Annotated in this window: 16 protein-coding genes; 4 read left to right on the forward strand and 12 right to left on the reverse strand. The window is 68.8% G+C overall.

The annotated features are described in order from the left end of the window. The 9 genes from ACLN58_RS09835 to ACLN58_RS09875 all read right to left on the reverse strand — a co-directional run. Positions 1 to 1,111 (reverse strand): YihY/virulence factor BrkB family protein (locus tag ACLN58_RS09835; RefSeq protein ID WP_415855081.1); only part of this gene is annotated, 1,111 nt, incomplete at its 3' end. Then, on the reverse strand, positions 1,029 to 1,619 hold the full coding sequence (locus ACLN58_RS09840; RefSeq protein WP_415855082.1) for a 2'-5' RNA ligase family protein: 591 nt from the start codon (positions 1,617 to 1,619) through the stop codon (positions 1,029 to 1,031). The genes ACLN58_RS09840 and ACLN58_RS09835, both read right to left, overlap by 83 nt. 4 nt (positions 1,620 to 1,623) lie before the next feature. Beyond that, positions 1,624 to 2,691 carry a tryptophan--tRNA ligase gene (gene trpS, locus ACLN58_RS09845; RefSeq protein WP_415855083.1) on the reverse strand — a complete coding sequence of 356 codons (1,068 nt, stop codon included), beginning with the start codon at positions 2,689 to 2,691 and terminating at the stop codon, positions 1,624 to 1,626. A gap of 22 nt (positions 2,692 to 2,713) precedes the next feature. After that, positions 2,714 to 3,559: an exodeoxyribonuclease III gene (locus ACLN58_RS09850; protein ID WP_415855084.1), complete on the reverse strand. Its 846-nt coding sequence runs from the start codon at positions 3,557 to 3,559 to the stop codon at positions 2,714 to 2,716. A gap of 9 nt (positions 3,560 to 3,568) precedes the next feature. Beyond that, positions 3,569 to 4,078 carry a hypothetical protein gene (locus ACLN58_RS09855; protein ID WP_415855085.1) on the reverse strand — a complete coding sequence of 170 codons (510 nt, stop codon included), beginning with the start codon at positions 4,076 to 4,078 and terminating at the stop codon, positions 3,569 to 3,571. 47 nt (positions 4,079 to 4,125) lie between these two features. Next, entirely contained in the window at positions 4,126 to 4,956 is an 831-nt protein-coding gene (locus tag ACLN58_RS09860; RefSeq protein WP_415855086.1) for an ABC transporter permease, read from the reverse strand. Further along, a complete protein-coding gene (locus tag ACLN58_RS09865) occupies positions 4,953 to 5,798 on the reverse strand; it encodes an ABC transporter permease (RefSeq protein WP_415855087.1) in 846 nt (281 codons plus the stop codon). The genes ACLN58_RS09860 and ACLN58_RS09865 overlap by 4 nt, the downstream gene beginning before the upstream one ends. After that, the gene (locus ACLN58_RS09870; protein WP_415855088.1) at positions 5,791 to 6,735 is read right to left on the reverse strand and encodes an ABC transporter ATP-binding protein; all 945 of its coding nucleotides are present in this window, start codon (positions 6,733 to 6,735) and stop codon (positions 5,791 to 5,793) included. The genes ACLN58_RS09865 and ACLN58_RS09870 overlap by 8 nt, the downstream gene beginning before the upstream one ends. A gap of 119 nt (positions 6,736 to 6,854) precedes the next feature. Continuing rightward, the gene (locus ACLN58_RS09875; protein ID WP_415855089.1) at positions 6,855 to 7,853 is read right to left on the reverse strand and encodes a LysR family transcriptional regulator; all 999 of its coding nucleotides are present in this window, start codon (positions 7,851 to 7,853) and stop codon (positions 6,855 to 6,857) included. A 130-nt stretch (positions 7,854 to 7,983) separates the two neighbouring features. Here ACLN58_RS09875 and ACLN58_RS09880 point away from each other — a divergent pair, with 130 nt between their 5' ends. Genes ACLN58_RS09880 through ACLN58_RS09890 form a run of 3 tightly spaced genes read left to right on the forward strand, consistent with a single transcriptional unit; the run spans position 7,984 to position 10,798 of the window. Then, positions 7,984 to 9,189 carry a cytochrome P450 gene (locus ACLN58_RS09880; protein WP_415855090.1) on the forward strand — a complete coding sequence of 402 codons (1,206 nt, stop codon included), beginning with the start codon at positions 7,984 to 7,986 and terminating at the stop codon, positions 9,187 to 9,189. Between the two features lie 11 nt (positions 9,190 to 9,200). After that, positions 9,201 to 9,524 carry a 2Fe-2S iron-sulfur cluster-binding protein gene (locus ACLN58_RS09885; protein WP_415855091.1) on the forward strand — a complete coding sequence of 108 codons (324 nt, stop codon included), beginning with the start codon at positions 9,201 to 9,203 and terminating at the stop codon, positions 9,522 to 9,524. Between the two features lie 2 nt (positions 9,525 to 9,526). Beyond that, complete coding sequence (locus ACLN58_RS09890) at positions 9,527 to 10,798, forward strand: NAD(P)/FAD-dependent oxidoreductase (RefSeq protein ID WP_415855092.1); 1,272 nt, start codon at positions 9,527 to 9,529, stop codon at positions 10,796 to 10,798. Here the strand turns inward: ACLN58_RS09890 and ACLN58_RS09895 are convergent. Then, positions 10,768 to 11,715 (reverse strand): LysR family transcriptional regulator, encoded by a 948-nt coding sequence (locus ACLN58_RS09895; protein WP_415855093.1) that lies wholly within the window; start codon positions 11,713 to 11,715, stop codon positions 10,768 to 10,770. The two genes, ACLN58_RS09890 and ACLN58_RS09895, sit on opposite strands and share 31 nt — an antisense overlap. A 197-nt stretch (positions 11,716 to 11,912) precedes the next feature. Here ACLN58_RS09895 and ACLN58_RS09900 point away from each other — a divergent pair, with 197 nt between their 5' ends. Continuing rightward, positions 11,913 to 13,292, forward strand: a complete 1,380-nt coding sequence (locus tag ACLN58_RS09900) for an MFS transporter (RefSeq protein WP_415855094.1) — start codon at positions 11,913 to 11,915, stop codon at positions 13,290 to 13,292. A 179-nt stretch (positions 13,293 to 13,471) separates the two neighbouring features. Here ACLN58_RS09900 and ACLN58_RS09905 read toward each other — a convergent pair whose 3' ends face one another. Further along, the gene (locus tag ACLN58_RS09905) at positions 13,472 to 13,813 is read right to left on the reverse strand and encodes an SHOCT domain-containing protein (RefSeq protein WP_415855095.1); all 342 of its coding nucleotides are present in this window, start codon (positions 13,811 to 13,813) and stop codon (positions 13,472 to 13,474) included. Positions 13,814 to 14,014: 201 nt separating this feature from the next. Next, on the reverse strand, positions 14,015 to 14,204 hold a 190-nt coding region (locus tag ACLN58_RS09910), incomplete at its 5' end, for a response regulator transcription factor (protein WP_415855096.1).

The following is a 14,204-nucleotide window of genomic DNA, read 5'->3' on the forward strand; positions in this document are numbered from 1 at the left end:
ATGCGCGTAGCCCAGGGCGTGCCGCGCCAAACGGAGTCGCTCGACGGCGCGCCGGCGGTACGGTGTCAGCCTCGCGGATCGCGGACCACGCTGCCGCAACGAGATAGACCTGGCTCACGAGATTGAACCAGATGAGCAGCCCCACGATGATCGCGAACGAGGCGAGGAGCGGGTTCGCGCCGGCCCGGGCGAGGAGTTGGCTGCTGAAGAGCTGCAGGATCGAGGTGCCGACGCCCGCGATGAGCGTCCCCTCGACGAGGGCCCGCCGCGTGAGCCGCAGCCGGCCGGCGAACCGGAACATGATGTAGGCCGTGAGCCAGTTGAGCAGGAACGGCACGATGATGCCGATGAGCCACCCGATGGGGGCGACCACCGACCGGTCAAGCTGCAGAAGGCTCGCGATCCATCCGAGCGCGGCGGTAAAAACGATGCTGACGCCGGACGTGAGCACGAGGGCAATGCCGAGCAGGAGGAGCGTCCCGGCGTCGCGGAGCCGCTGGACGACGGGATTGACGTTGAGCCGCGGTGCGTCGGTGATCCCACGGAGCCCATCGCGCAGGCTCGTGATCCATCCGAGCGACGTCAGGATCGTGACGACCGCCGCGACGGCGGCCGTGATGCCGAGGCCCGAGCGGTTGAGGAGGGCCTTCGGATCGGCGAGCCCGTCCTGGCCGTCGACCTTGAGCAGGCCCGGGGCAGCCTGCGAAACGCTGTGCACGATGCGATCCACGAGCTCAGGCTGGCCCGCGAGAACGAGCCCCGTGATGGAGAAGCCCGTGGCGAGGAGCCCCAAGATCGAGAAGAACATGTTGAAGCCGATCCCGGCGCTCAGGAGGGGGCCATGCCGGAGTGTGTAGTGCTGGAAGGCCCGAAACGGGCGGAACGCGTTGAGCCGCGCGAGGAGCCATTGGAGGAGCGCGAGCGCGATCTTGAACCGCCCCTCGCCCTCGAGCTTCGCCCTGCCGTAGTCCTGCCGCGCCCGGAGCACGTTGGCCCGCAGCTTGGCGAGCTCGGTGGGAAGCGGCTGCTCAGGCTTGCTGCTTCCCGCCGTCGTCCTGTTTCGTCGCGTTTCCGCCAAAGTCCAGCTCTTCCCGTAGTTGCCAGAGGCCATGGGCATCATGCTCGTACAGGCCCATGCTAGCCACCGTGAAAGAGGTGCTGTAGTAACGCAGCGCTTCCTCGGCCGCGTCGAGGCGCGCCGACTCGACGTCGTGGGCCACCGTGACGTGCGGGTGGTAGGGGAACGGCAGCTCGCGTTCGAGCGGTCCGCGCTGCAGATCGGCGTGCAGCCGGACGCACTCGTCGAAGCCCTCGGAGACGTTGAGGAACACCACGTCCGACACGGGCCGGAACGACCCCGTGCCGGCGACCGTCACGCGGAACGGCGCCTGCTGGGACGCGACGCGACGCACGTGGCTGAGCGTCGCGTCCCAGTCCTCGGTCTCCGTAGTGGTCACGAGCGTGATGTGGGCGGGGATGACGTGAGCCATGGGGTCGCCGAACGAGGCACGCCAAGCGCGCAGCTCCGCCGCGACGTCCTCCGGGAAGCCCAAGATGACGCCCACGAGCGGCACGTGTCCGTCCAGCGCCCCAGCCTGAGCTCCGACCTGACCCGTCATTGACTCAGACGGACGCGGCAGCCGTGGCCATGGCGGGCAGGAATCCCACCTTCCGGTACACCTCGGCGAGCGTCTCAGCCGCGACCTCACGCGCCTTCGCTGCGCCCACCGCGAGGAGCCGGTCGAGCTCCGCGGGATCCCGCAGCAGCTCCTCCGTACGCGCTTTGATGGGCGCGACGGCGTCTACCACGATCTGCGCGACGTCGGCCTTGAGGTGACCGTACATCTTGCCCTCGTACGAGGCGACGAGCTCGTCGACCCCCTGCCCCGTGACGGTCGAGATGATCGTCAGGAGGTTGGAGACACCAGGCTTCGCCTCGCGGTCGAACCGGATGACCGTCTCGGTGTCCGTGACGGCCTGCTTGATCTTCTTGGCCGTGATCTTCGGGTCGTCGAGGAGGTTGATGAGCCCGTGGGCCGATTCCGCGGACTTGGACATCTTCGCGGTCGGATTCTGCAGGTCGTAGATCTTCGCGGACGTGGGCGGGATGAGCGCCTCCGGAACCGGGAACGTCTCGCCGTAGTGCTTGTTGAAGCGGTGCGCGAGAGTACGAGTGAGCTCGAGATGCTGGCGCTGGTCCTCGCCGACGGGCACGCCGTACGGCTTGTAGAGCAGGATGTCAGCGGCCATGAGCATGGGGTACGCGAAGAGCCCCGCGCTCGCGACGTCCTGGCCGTGGCGGGCCATCTTGTCCTTGAACTGCGTCATGCGAGACGCCTCGCCGAAGCCCGTGAGGCTCGTGAGCACCCACGCGAGCTGGGCATGCTCGGGCACGTGAGACTGGACGAAGAGCGTCGACTTCTCGAGGTCGATGCCGCCCGCGAGGTACTGCGCGGCCGTGAGCCTCGTCCGGTTGAGGAGGTCCTCCGGGTTGTAGTCGACCGTGATCGCGTGGAGGTCCGGGATGAAGTAGAAGCACTCGTACTCGTCCTGCTGCTTGACCCAGTTGACGAGCGCCCCGAGGTAGTTGCCGAGGTGGAGGGAATCGCCCGAGGGCTGCATGCCCGAGACGAGTCGCTGCCGCCCGCTCGGAGCGGGGGCCGCGGGAGCCGAGGTGGTGTCCGTGGTCATGGTGTGGAGTTCTTCCGAAGGTCTAGAGCTTGTAGTCGATCACGAGCGGCGCATGGTCCGAGAAGCGCGTGTCCCACGCGGTGGCGCGGTCGACGACGGCGATCGTCGCCGCCGCTGCCAGGCCAGGCGTGGCCATGTGGTAGTCGATGCGCCACCCCGCGTCGTTGTCGAACGCGCGGCCACGCTGCGACCACCACGTATACGGCCCGTCGACCTGCCCCGAGAGCTCGCGGTGCACGTCCTTCCAACCGATCTCCTCGCCGAAGAAGCGATCGAAGTAGGCGCGCTCCTCGGGCAGGAAACCGGCCCGCTTCTGGTTGGCCTTCCAGTTGCGGATGTCGAGCGGCGTGTGGCCCACGTTGAGATCGCCCACCACGAGGGCGTAGTCGCTCAGCTGTGCTAGTTGCGGCAAGCGCGCGATCATCTCGTCGAGAAAGCGGTACTTGTCCACCTGCTTGGGGGTGTCCACCTCGCCCGAATGCACATAGGCGCTCACGACCGTCAGCTGCTTGCCGCCGTCGACCGCGAAGTCAGCCTCGACCCAGCGGCCAGCGGTCTCGAAGTAGGCGTGCCCGATGCCCACGCGCGTGGCCGTCGGCGCGAGGCGCGAGGCGATCGCAACGCCCGCGCGGCCCTTCGCATCCGCCTCGGCGTGGAGGATGTGCCAGCCGTCGAGCAGTTCATTGACGGTCTCGTCAGGTGCGCGGACTTCCTGCATGCAGAGGATGTCGACGTCGCGCGACTCGAGCCATTCGGGCATCCCCTTGCGCCACGCGGCGCGCAGCCCGTTGACGTTCACGGTGGCGATGCGCAGCGCTCCGTCTTTCGGAGCGTATGCAGGTGCGGTGCTTGCAGCTTCGAGAGTCACCCAGCCACTCTACCCTTCGTCGATGACCGTTCCGGTGACGGGCTCCCCGCCGTCGGGGCGAAGCATGTCACGGGCGTTCGCGGCGGTGATCTGGATGGTCTCGAGGGCCCTCGACACCTGCTCCGGATCCTTGCCGAGGTTGTCGCGAACCACGCGCTCCTGGACCTGGATGATCTTGAACGAATGGTCGAGCTTGAGGTCGCGGACCTCGTCGACGGTGCGGGCCTCCTCCGCCGTCGTGCCTCCCGCCATCGACGGCGCGCGCCCGAACTGGCGAGCCGCCTCCTCGAACCGCTCGCGCGCTCGGCGACCCGCGCCGCGGACGGTCACGAAGACGAACACGGCGAACACGAGCCACGCGAGCGAGATCACCGCGACGATCCACCCGATGACCTCATTCCGGTTCGCCGCGAAGATCACCGCGACGAGAAACGCGAGGACCAAGACGGAGAGTCCGAACGCGCCGATACGGAAGCCCGAGCGCGCCGGGGTGGGGTTCTGGGAGCCGAGTGACTGCATGGACCCCATTCTCCCAGACCCGCCACGAGGGTCCGGCCGTGAACGAATCAGCGCAGGAAGAGCGCGCGGAGCCGCCGCGTGGTGAAGAGCATTCCGACCATGATCATGACCACGTAGTACGCGAGATGCACCCAGGTCGCGCTGCTGAACGTTCCGATGCTGATCTCCCGCATGAGCTCGACGCCGTGCCACAGCGGGAACACCTGGACGATCCACTGGATGGGGAGCGGGTACACGCTGAGCGGATAGAACGTGGCCGAGAACAGGAACATCGGCAGCATCACGAACGTGATGATGTCCATCTGCTGGAACGTCTTCATGTAGCTCGTGATCGCCATGCCGAAGCTCGCGAAGCCGAACGCGACCATGACCGAGGTCGGCACGAGGAGCAGGGCCCACGGCGTCGTGATGAGGCCCATCACGGCCATGACGCCCGTGAAGCCGAGCGCGTACAGGAAGCCGCGGAACAGGGCCATGAAGATCTCGCCGAGCGCGATGTCGAACGGCCCGAGGGACGTGTAGAGCATGCTCTGGTAGAGCTTGCCGAAGTGCATCTTGAAGAAGATGTTCCACGTCGAGTCGTAGATCGCGCCGTTCATTGCTGAGACCGCGAGGAGCGCGGGCGCGATGTACGCCGCGTAGCTGATCGCGGCGCCCCCGGGCCCCTCGACGGCGCCGACAAGGTTCCCGAGACCGATCCCCATGGACAGGAGATAGAAGACGGGCTCGAAGAAGCCGGAGACCAGGATGATCCAGTTCTGGCTTCTGATCACCTGGAAGCCGCGCTCGATCACCGATTTCGCGTTGCGAGCGTAGAGGGCGCTCAGTGGCCGCCGGTCGGCGGCGAGGACGTAGTCGTCATCGGTGAGGAAGCTCATGCGCTCATCCGCTTCGTGTAGTTGCGCCGCGCCCAGACGATGCCGCCCACGCCGAGCGCCGCGAGGTACAGAACGTGGACGGCCACGAGCCACCCGGGCTCACTGAGGCCGACTGACACAAGCCGACCGAGCTGGTTGCCGTGCCACAGGGGCGAGATCCAGCCGATCCACTGCATCGCCGTGGGCATCGTCTCGAGTGGGTAGAACGTGCCGGAGAACAGGAACAGCGGCATGATGATGAACCGCTGGATCATCGAGAACTGGAAGTTCTCCTTCTGGATGCTCGCGGCGTAGGCCATGAGCGGCGTGCCCACGGCGAGGCCCGCGAGCACGCCCACCGGGATCAGCAGCCAAGCGACAGGGCTCGCGGCCGCGCCGAAGGCGAGCATGATGAGGAAGAACACCGAGCACTGGACCAGGAGCCGCACCCCCACGGCCATGACGTGGCCGGCCGCGAGCTGGCCCGGCACAAGTGGCGTGACGTGGGGACCGTAGTAGATCCGGCGCCACTTGAAGCCGTCCATGACCGGGAACATCATCTCGTTCGCGCACGTCATGACGGCGCTCGAGACCAGCAGCGCCGGAGCCGCGAACGCGAGGTATCCCACTCCCCCGAAGTGCGCAGACGGGTTGCGGTCCACGATCGAGGCGAGCCCCACGCCCATCGAGAACAGGTACAGCAGCGGATTGCCAACGCTCGTGACGACGATCGTCACGAGATAAGCGCGCATGCCCCGCAGCATGTGCTCCATGAAGTAGAAGGAGCCCCAGCGCCGCGCCTTCGCGGCGGAGACCTCGGGCGCGTGAGCCCCGAGGATCTCGGTATGTCGAACCTCAGTCAACGAGCGACCGCCCGGTCAGGCGCAGGAAAACGTCCTCGAGCGAGGCCCGCCGCACGAGCGACGTGATGGGGTGCAGGCCGCGGTTCCGAATCTGCTCAAGCGAGCCCTCGCCGTCGTCGGTGTAGACCAGGATGCGGTCCGGCAGGACTTCGACGCGCTCGCCCGCGCCCTCCAGGCGAGGCGCGACGGCGGCATTGCGGTCGGTGCCGAAGCGCACCTCGAGCACCTCCCGGCTCGAGTGCTCACGGATGAGTGCCGCAGGTGAGCCCTCGGCCATGATCTTGCCCTTGTCCACGACGATGAGCCGGTCGCAGAGCTGCTCCGCCTCGTCCATGTAGTGGGTGGTAAGCACGAGGGTGACGCCCTGTTCCTTGAGCCGGAACAGGCGGTCCCACAGGACATGCCTGGCCTGCGGGTCGAGGCCCGTGGTCGGCTCGTCGAGGAGCAGGATCTTGGGATCGTTGATGAGGGACCGGGCGATCGTGAGGCGCCGCTTCATGCCGCCCGAGAGGGAATCGACGCGCGACTTGGCCTTGTCTTCGAGCTGCGCGAACTCGAGCAGCTCGTCGGCGCGGCGCGCGAGGTACGCGCGCGGGAGCCCGAAGTAGCGCCCGTACACGATGAGGTTGTCCCGGACGCGGAGCTCTTCGTCGAGGTTGTCCTGCTGGGGCACGACGCCGAGATGGGCCCGGACCTCGGGACCCTGCGTCTCGGGATCGAGTCCCATGATGTCGAGCTGCCCGGAGGAGCGCTGCGTGACGCCGCCGATCATCCGCATCGTCGTCGACTTCCCGGCGCCGTTCGGCCCCAGAAGGCCGAATGATTCCCCCGCAGGCACGTCGAAGCTGATCCCGTCAACGGCGTTGAAATCCCCGTACGTCTTGACGAGATCGCGGGCGCTGATCACCGTTCGGCGCGACTCCGCGCTCCCCGCCACGGCTGTCCCCCCAGCTATGCCTGGTGATTGATGTGACACTCACCGCACACTAGTCGACAAGCTGGGCTGTCGGAAGGGATTTCGGTGGTTTCTGCAACACGTGTTTCAGAACGAGTGGGTCACGGTCGTTTTTCCGCGGGGTGCCCACCGGCGAAAAGACCCGCCGTGAAGTCCATGAGCGACTGAGCCCGGCGCGTGGGCCGCACTGCCGCCGACCATGCGAGGAGGATCCGCACGGGCGCCGGCGTCGGCACGATCTGGGCTGCGACCACCGGAAGGCCCTCGTACGTCTCGTCGCGTCGCGGGCGCTGGACGAGGAGCGCATAACCTAGGCCGCGACCCACGAGGGACCGCGTGAGCTCGAAGTCAGTGGTGCGGTAGCGGATGCGGGGCTGGACGCCCGCCGCCCGGAAGACCGCCATGGTGTGCTCGCCGCTCGGATGCAGGTCCAGGAAGACGAGCGGATCCTGGGCAAGCGCGGCAAGGTCAACGGGACCCCCCGTCGCGAGCGGGTGGTCCGCGGAGAGCAGGGCGTAGACGCGCGCCTCGTACAGTGTTCGGGCCGCGAGCCCCATGGGCAGATTCATGTCGTAGATGAGTGCCGCGTCCAGTTCGCCGGCGAGCAGGCGCCGCTCGAGCGGGACCTGCTGGTCCGCGACGAAGTCGAGTTCGACGCCGGGGTGCAGCTCAGCGAACCCCTGGAGGATGGGCGGGATGAGCGTCACGGCAATCGTCGAGTAGCAGCCGAGCGCGAGCGGTCCGCGAAGGGCCGTTCCGCTGTCCCGTGCCGAAAGCTCGAGGTCCGTCGCCTCGGCAAGGAGGGAGCGCGCCCTGTCCCGCACGTACTGCCCCGCCGGGGTCAAGAGCGCCCCGTGCGCACGGCGCCTCACCAGGAGATGCGTCCCGAGCGCCCGCTCGAGGTCGTTGAGGGCCGCGCCCACCGCAGTCTGAGTCACATGCAGCCGGGCCGCCGCGGCGCTGATGGAGCCCGCATCGCCGACGGCGACCAAGTAGCCCAGCTGGCGGAGTGTGAAGCGGCTGGGCGCCCGGACCACGCCGTCGGCCGCCTGAAGCGCGCCGCTCAGCTCCGGACCACCCGCCGCCTTGCCCGCGCCCATCGCAGCCTCCACACCCGCTCGGCACTTTAATCAGTTCTTCTTGCTTATGAGTGAGCTTAATTGAACTTTACCTGAGTTTGTGGCAGAGCCCACACTCGATTCAGCTGCACGAAGCACACGAAGGAGTGGCATGACGACGCACGCACCGGCCCCCGAGGCCGACTCCCCGGGCACCGTCCCGGTGGCCGACTGGGTCCGCCTCGAAGACCTGTACGCCAACCCCTACTCGATCTACCGCCGGCTGCGCGAGGAGTCGCCGGTCGCATGGGTGCCGTCTGTGGGCCGGTACCTCGTGACCCGCTACGCCGACTGCCACTGGATCGAGCAGGACGCCGAGACGTTCTCCGCGGACGAGGACGGCTCGCTCATGAAACGCGCCATGGGCCATTCGATGCTCCGCAAAGACGATCCCGAGCACCAGGTGGACCGCGCGGCCTACGGGCCGGTGCTCCGGCCCAAGGCCATCAAGGAGACGTGGTCTGCGGTGTTCGAGAAGAACGCCGAGAAGTACCTCGCCGCCTTCGAGGCGCAGGGCCCGGGCGCGGACCTGCACCTCGGCTTCGCGGCGCCGTTCGCCGCGGAGAACCTGCGCGAGATCATGGGCTTCCGCAACGCGACGCAGGCGGATCTTCAGCGCTGGTCACAGACCTTGATCGACGGCACGGGCAACTACGCGGACGATCCCGAGGTGTGGGCGAGATCCGCGGCGTCGAGTGCGGAGGTGGACGCCGCGATCAGCGAGCTGGTCCCCGTGCTCCGGGCCGATCCGGACGCGACGCTGCTCTCCGCCGTCGTCAATGCCGGCCTGCCGCTCGAGGCGATCCGGGCCAACATGAAAATGACGATCGGCGGCGGCCTCAACGAGCCGCGCGACGTGCTCGGCACGGCGACCTGGGCGCTCCTGACGAACCCTGACCAGCTCGCCCAGGTCCTCGCCGACCCGGCGCGATGGGCCACGGCCTTCGAGGAGGCCGTGCGCTGGGTCGCGCCAATCGGCATGTATCCGCGCCAGACCACGTGCGAGGTCGAGATCGGCGGCGTGACCCTCCCGCGCGGAGCCCGGCTCGGCGTGGTGGTCGCCGCCGCGAACCGCGACCCGGAGCAGTTCGACGACCCCGAGGCGTTCGACATCAACCGCGAGAAGAGGCCGCACCTCGCGTTCGGCGGCGGCGCACACTTCTGCGCCGGCACGTGGGTCGCGCGGACATCCGTGGCACACGTAGCGCTGCCGCGGCTGTTTGCGCGGCTCCCCCGGCTCCGGCTCGCGGACCGGCCCGCGCGCGAGGGCGGCTGGGTCTTCCGCGGCATGCTCGAGCTCCCCGTCGCCTGGAATTGAGGGAGGAGACCGTGCCCAGCATCACGTACATCCAGTCCGACGGCACCCACACGACGCTCGACGTCGACCCCAGGACTTCCGTCATGCGCGCCGCCGTCAACGCGGGCGTGCCGGGGATCGTCGGCGAATGCGGCGGTCAGGCCATGTGCGCGACGTGCCACGTCTACGTCCGCCCCGAGTCTTTCGAAGGTCTCCCCGCGCCGAGCGAGGACGAGGAGGAGATGCTCGACTGCACCGCCGCGCCGCGCGATCCCCGCCGCAGCCGGCTCGGCTGCCAGATCGCGTGCGGCGATCGCGAAGCCCTCGTCGTCGACGTCCCTGCGGGGCAGGTGTGAGGGTGGGCAGCGACGAGCATGTCGTGGTGGTTGGGGCGGGCCATGCCGGCGTCCAGCTCGTGGACTCGCTCCGAGCGGGTGGCTACGAGGGCCCGCTCACCCTCCTCTCGCGCGAGGCCTGCCTGCCCTACCAACGGCCGCCCCTGTCCAAGGACTTCATCGCGGCCGGTTCCGCGGCGGAGCCGCTCCTGCTGCGCGGCGCGTCCTTCTTCGACGACGCAGGCGTCGACGCCCGCTGGGGCGTCTCGGCCGAGCGCCTCCTTCCGAGCTCGCGCGAGGTCCTCACCAGCACGGGCGAGCGCCTTGCCTATACGTCGCTCGTCCTCGCCACGGGTGCCGAAAGCCGTCCGCTCCGCGTTCCAGGTGAGGATCTCGCCGGGGTCTTCCGCCTCCGCACGCTCGACGACGCGCGGGCCGCCTCTGCTGCGCTCGAGGGGGCCCGCCGCGCCGTCGTGGTCGGGGCGGGATTCATAGGGCTCGAGTTCGCAGCGGGCGCGCGAGCGCGCGGCATGGACGTCACGCTCGTGTCTCCGACCGAGCGCCCGCTGCGGCGCGCCGTCTCGCGGACGGTGTCCGTGTACCTCACCGAGCGCCATGCGCACGACGGCGAGCGCTTCGAACTCGGGGACGGCGTCGCTGCGTTCTTCGGCACAGGGTCCGACGACGGCGGGCGGCGCCGAGTCTCGGCGGTCGCCACGACTTCCGGGCGCGAGATTCCTGCGGATCTCGTGGTCGTCGGCGTAGGCGTGCGCCCCGCATCCGGGCTGGCCGCCGCGGCCGGTCTCGAGCTCGCGGACGACGGCGGGATTGCCGTCGACGGAAATCTGCGCGCGTCCGACCCAGCAATCTCCGTGATCGGCGATTGCGCGAGCTTCCCGAGCGTCCACGCCGGACGGTGCGTGCGCCTCGAATCCGTGCAGAACGCGACGGACCAGGCGCGCCACGCGGCCGCCGTCATCCTGGGCAAGGATCCGGGGCCCTACCGCGAGCTCCCGTGGTTCTGGAGCCATCAAGGGGCCACGAAAGTGCAGATCGCCGGGCTGCGCAGGGGCGACGCTTCCACGGTAGTTCGCGGCGACGTCGCGGCAGGGCGATTCTCCGTGTTCACGTACTACGACGGCGAGCTCGTGTGCGTAGAGTCGGTCAACAGCCCCGCCGACCACCTCGCGGCGCGCCGTCTGCTCGGAGCAGGGCGATCCGTGGCCCCGGCAGATGCCGGCGACCCGGCTTTCGACCTCAAGGCCTATTCGCGGGCCGCCCCGGCGGCGGTGTGAGCACCCCGGCCGGCCTCGCCGCGACCGCCCAGGGCCTCCACGGCGTAGTCGACGAGGGCCTCTGCCCGCGGCGAGAGGGACATGTCCTCGGGCCAGATCGCGACGACGTGGGTGCGCGTTGCGGAAGGGCGGAGGGGGCGCACCGCAAGCGGCCGGCCCTCGACGCTCACGGGGGCGCTGTTGGGGCGGGACATGAGCAGCCCATAGCCGAGGCCTCGACCCACGAGCGCTTGAACGAGGATCACCTGCGGGACACTCGTGAGGACGGTGGGCCGGAGTCCCCGCGCCGCGAAGGCCCGGTGCGTGTTCGTGATGCTCGGGCTCGAGTCGTACATGACGAGCGGCTCCCCGGCGAGATCTGCGAGGTCCACGCTGTCCTTGCCCGCGAGCGGATGCTCGGGGTGGAGCACGGCCTCGAGCTCCGTCGCGTAGATCTCGCGCTGGGCGTAGCCCAGGGGAAGGAACATGTCGTAGACGACCGCGACGTCGAGCTGGCCGGACTCGAGCGCGGGCAGCAGCTCCTCCTCCGTTCCGACCGTGACCTCGACGGACACCTCGGGATAGCGCCTCGGGAAGCCGTCCAGGATCTCCGGGATGACGCTCGTCGCGAAGCTCGCGAAGCAGCCGAGGCGCACTGGTCCGCGGAGGGCCCCACCCTGGAGCTCGAACGCGAGCTCCTGCGAGTCCCTGAGGATCCCCCTCGCTCGGACCGCGAAGTGCTGGCCCGCTGGCGTGAGCTGGAGCCCGCGCGCCTTTCGGCGGACGCACAGCTGGACGCCCACGGCCTTCTCCAGGCTCGTGATGGCCTGCGAGAGCGCCGACTCAGAGATGTGCAGGCGCTCGGCGGCGGCGCTCAGCGTCGTGAAATCCGGCAGTGCCGAAAACAGCTCGAGCTGCCGGAGCGTGAACTCCGCCATTGTCCTCCAACGCCGAAAGGAAAATAAGCCAGACTAAAGTTCTTTGCCGATTTTCTGAAGTTTACATGCAGGAAGCCGGCGGTCACCATGGTGTCACTGCCCTCTTCCTCCGGCGCCCACCCGCGCCGCACCAGCCCAGCGGCCACGAGCCGCTCCCGCAAGGCATCAGCGCAGATGCCGACACGCAAGGACACAGGATGAACACTCCCGGCGCCGCATCCGCCGCCTCGACCCAGCGCCGCGTGGCGCTGGCCACCATCATCGGCACCACGATCGAGTGGTACGACTACTTCATCTACGCAACCGGCGCGGCCCTCGTCTTCGCCGAACTCTTCTTCAAGCCGGCCGGCGAGAACATCGCCCTCCTGCTCTCGTTCGCCACGGTCGGCATCAGCTTCCTCTTCCGGCCGCTCGGGGCGTTCCTCGCGGGCCACTTCGGCGATCTGATCGGCCGGCGGGCGATGCTCGTGCTCACGCTCCTGCTCATGGGAGGTTCGACGACGCTCATCGGCCTGCTTCCCACCTACTCCCAGTTCGGCTTGGGGGCTCCGATCCTCCTTCTCGTGCTCCGCATCGTCCAGGGCATCTCCGCCGGCGGCGAATGGGGCGGGGCCGTCCTCATGGCGGTCGAGCACGCCCCCGCGGGTCGGCGCGGCCGGGCCGGGTCCTTCCCGCAGCTCGGCGTGCCCCTCGGCATGCTCATCGCCTCGGGCGTCATGGCCCTCATGACCGGCGTGGTCTCCCCCGGCAGGGCCTTCCTCGAATGGGGCTGGCGCGTGCCGTTCCTCCTGAGCGTCCTCCTGATCGTCACTGGCTTCTTCGTGCGGCGGGTTGTCGAGGAGAGCCCCGTCTTCGCCGAGCTGGCGGAACGCGGGCAGCAGGCCAAGGTGCCGATCGTCGCCCTGTTCCGCAAGCACTGGCACCTCGTGATCCTCGCGGCGCTCGTGTTCGTGGGCAACAACGCCGCGGGCTACATGACAACGGGCGGCTTCATTCAGGGCTACGCGACCGGCAAGCTCAAGATGGACGCCACAGCGGTGCTCGTCGCAACAACCGTCGGGGCGGCCATGTGGTTCATCTCGACGGCCACGGCCGGGATTCTCGCCGATGCGATCGGGAGGAAGAAGACCTACCTGATCGGCTTCGGATTCCAGGTGCTCATGGTGTTCCCGCTGTTCTGGTTCGTCAACACTGGCGCGCTCGGCGGACTCTACGCCGGACTCGTGCTCTTCTCGATCGGCCTCGGCCTCTCATACGGGCCCCAGGCCGCGTGGTACGCGGAGATCTTCCCGGCGTCCGTACGCTTCTCGGGTGTCTCGATCTCCTACGCGATCGGGGCGATCCTCGGCGGAGCGTTCGCCCCCACCATCGCGCAGGCCCTCCTGCAGGCCACAGGCACCACCGCCGCGGTCTCGCTCTACCTGCTCATCGTCACGCTCGTGTCGATCGTGGCAGTCGCGTGCCTCCGGGACCGGCGCGGGATCCCGCTCGGCCCCGACCACGAGGAGGAGCAGTCCACGGGCGCGACGGTCTTCGGACCCAAGCCCGCGCTCGCGGTCGAGGCCGCCGAGGTCTAGGGGCGAGCGCCGCGGTCCAGGGCGTACGCGTTCGGGCCGCCGTCCGGCCCGGCGGCCCGGCGCGGCCTGCCCGGACCCGCGGAATCCCGCGGGTTCTGGCCGACCAACAGGCCCGTTCCGTCCAGTACGCGTACTGGGCGGAACGGGCCTCCGCGCCTGAACCCGGCCCGGGCTGGACCCTAGCTTCCCTGCTCGGCGCGCAGCACCTCGAGGCGCTGGCGATACTCGGTCTCGTCAATCTCGCCGCGCGCGAAGCGCTCGCGGAGCACGCCCTCGGCGCTGCCACCCTGAACGCCGTACCCGGGCCCGCCGTAGCCCTGAACGCCGTACCCAGGGCCCGCATAACCCGGACCGCCATACCCCTGGAACTCGCGCCAGTGGCGGCGCCACCAGAATCGGCGCGCGAACGCGAAGATGACCACGAAGACGAGGATCCACGCGAGCGGGATGAGCAGGAACCACGGCCCGAACCAGGCGCCGGGCCACGTGACGGTGTCAGCCATCACTGAAAGAGCAGTCATTTTGAGTTCCCCTTGCATTGTGTCTGTTAAGCGTTGAGCTTCTGTGCGGGAGTCGGCTGATCTTCAGCCGCTGGTTCAAGTCTTCGCCGGCGCGGCGTCGCCCGCGTCCGCCGGCCGGAGTGACTTGCAACCGTGCGGATACTCCCCGCGAAGCAGTGGCTCGTGCTCCCCTCGAGCCCCCTAAACCCCCTGAAGCGAGCGTCAGCCCAGCCAGCCCGGCCGCACGAGGCCGGATTCGTACGCGAGGACCACGAGCTGCGCTCGATCCCGCAGACCGAGCTTGGTCATGGCGCGGGAGACGTGGGTCTTGGCCGTGAGCGGCGTGATGTAGAGCCGCTCGCCGATCTCGGCGTTGTTGAGGCCCTGCCCCACGAGCGCGACCACCTCGCGC

The sequence above is a fragment of the Sinomonas sp. G460-2 genome, from assembly GCF_047759905.1.
In the GTDB taxonomy this organism is placed as follows: Bacteria; Actinomycetota; Actinomycetes; order Actinomycetales; family Micrococcaceae; genus Sinomonas.

Bases quoted from the DNA above. Each gene is read 5' to 3' on its own strand.
- ACLN58_RS09880 (WP_415855090.1), top strand. From the start codon at position 7,984: ATGACGACGCACGCACCGGCCCCCGAGGCCGACTCCCCGGGCACCGTC.
- ACLN58_RS09860 (WP_415855086.1), bottom strand. From the start codon at position 4,956: ATGAGCTTCCTCACCGATGACGACTACGTCCTCGCCGCCGACCGGCGG.
- ACLN58_RS09875 (WP_415855089.1), bottom strand. From the start codon at position 7,853: ATGGGCGCGGGCAAGGCGGCGGGTGGTCCGGAGCTGAGCGGCGCGCTT.
- ACLN58_RS09895 (WP_415855093.1), bottom strand. From the start codon at position 11,715: ATGGCGGAGTTCACGCTCCGGCAGCTCGAGCTGTTTTCGGCACTGCCG.
- ACLN58_RS09905 (WP_415855095.1), bottom strand. From the start codon at position 13,813: ATGACTGCTCTTTCAGTGATGGCTGACACCGTCACGTGGCCCGGCGCC.
- trpS (WP_415855083.1), bottom strand. From the start codon at position 2,691: ATGACCACGGACACCACCTCGGCTCCCGCGGCCCCCGCTCCGAGCGGG.
- ACLN58_RS09900 (WP_415855094.1), top strand. From the start codon at position 11,913: ATGAACACTCCCGGCGCCGCATCCGCCGCCTCGACCCAGCGCCGCGTG.
- ACLN58_RS09840 (WP_415855082.1), bottom strand. From the start codon at position 1,619: ATGACGGGTCAGGTCGGAGCTCAGGCTGGGGCGCTGGACGGACACGTG.
- ACLN58_RS09855 (WP_415855085.1), bottom strand. From the start codon at position 4,078: ATGCAGTCACTCGGCTCCCAGAACCCCACCCCGGCGCGCTCGGGCTTC.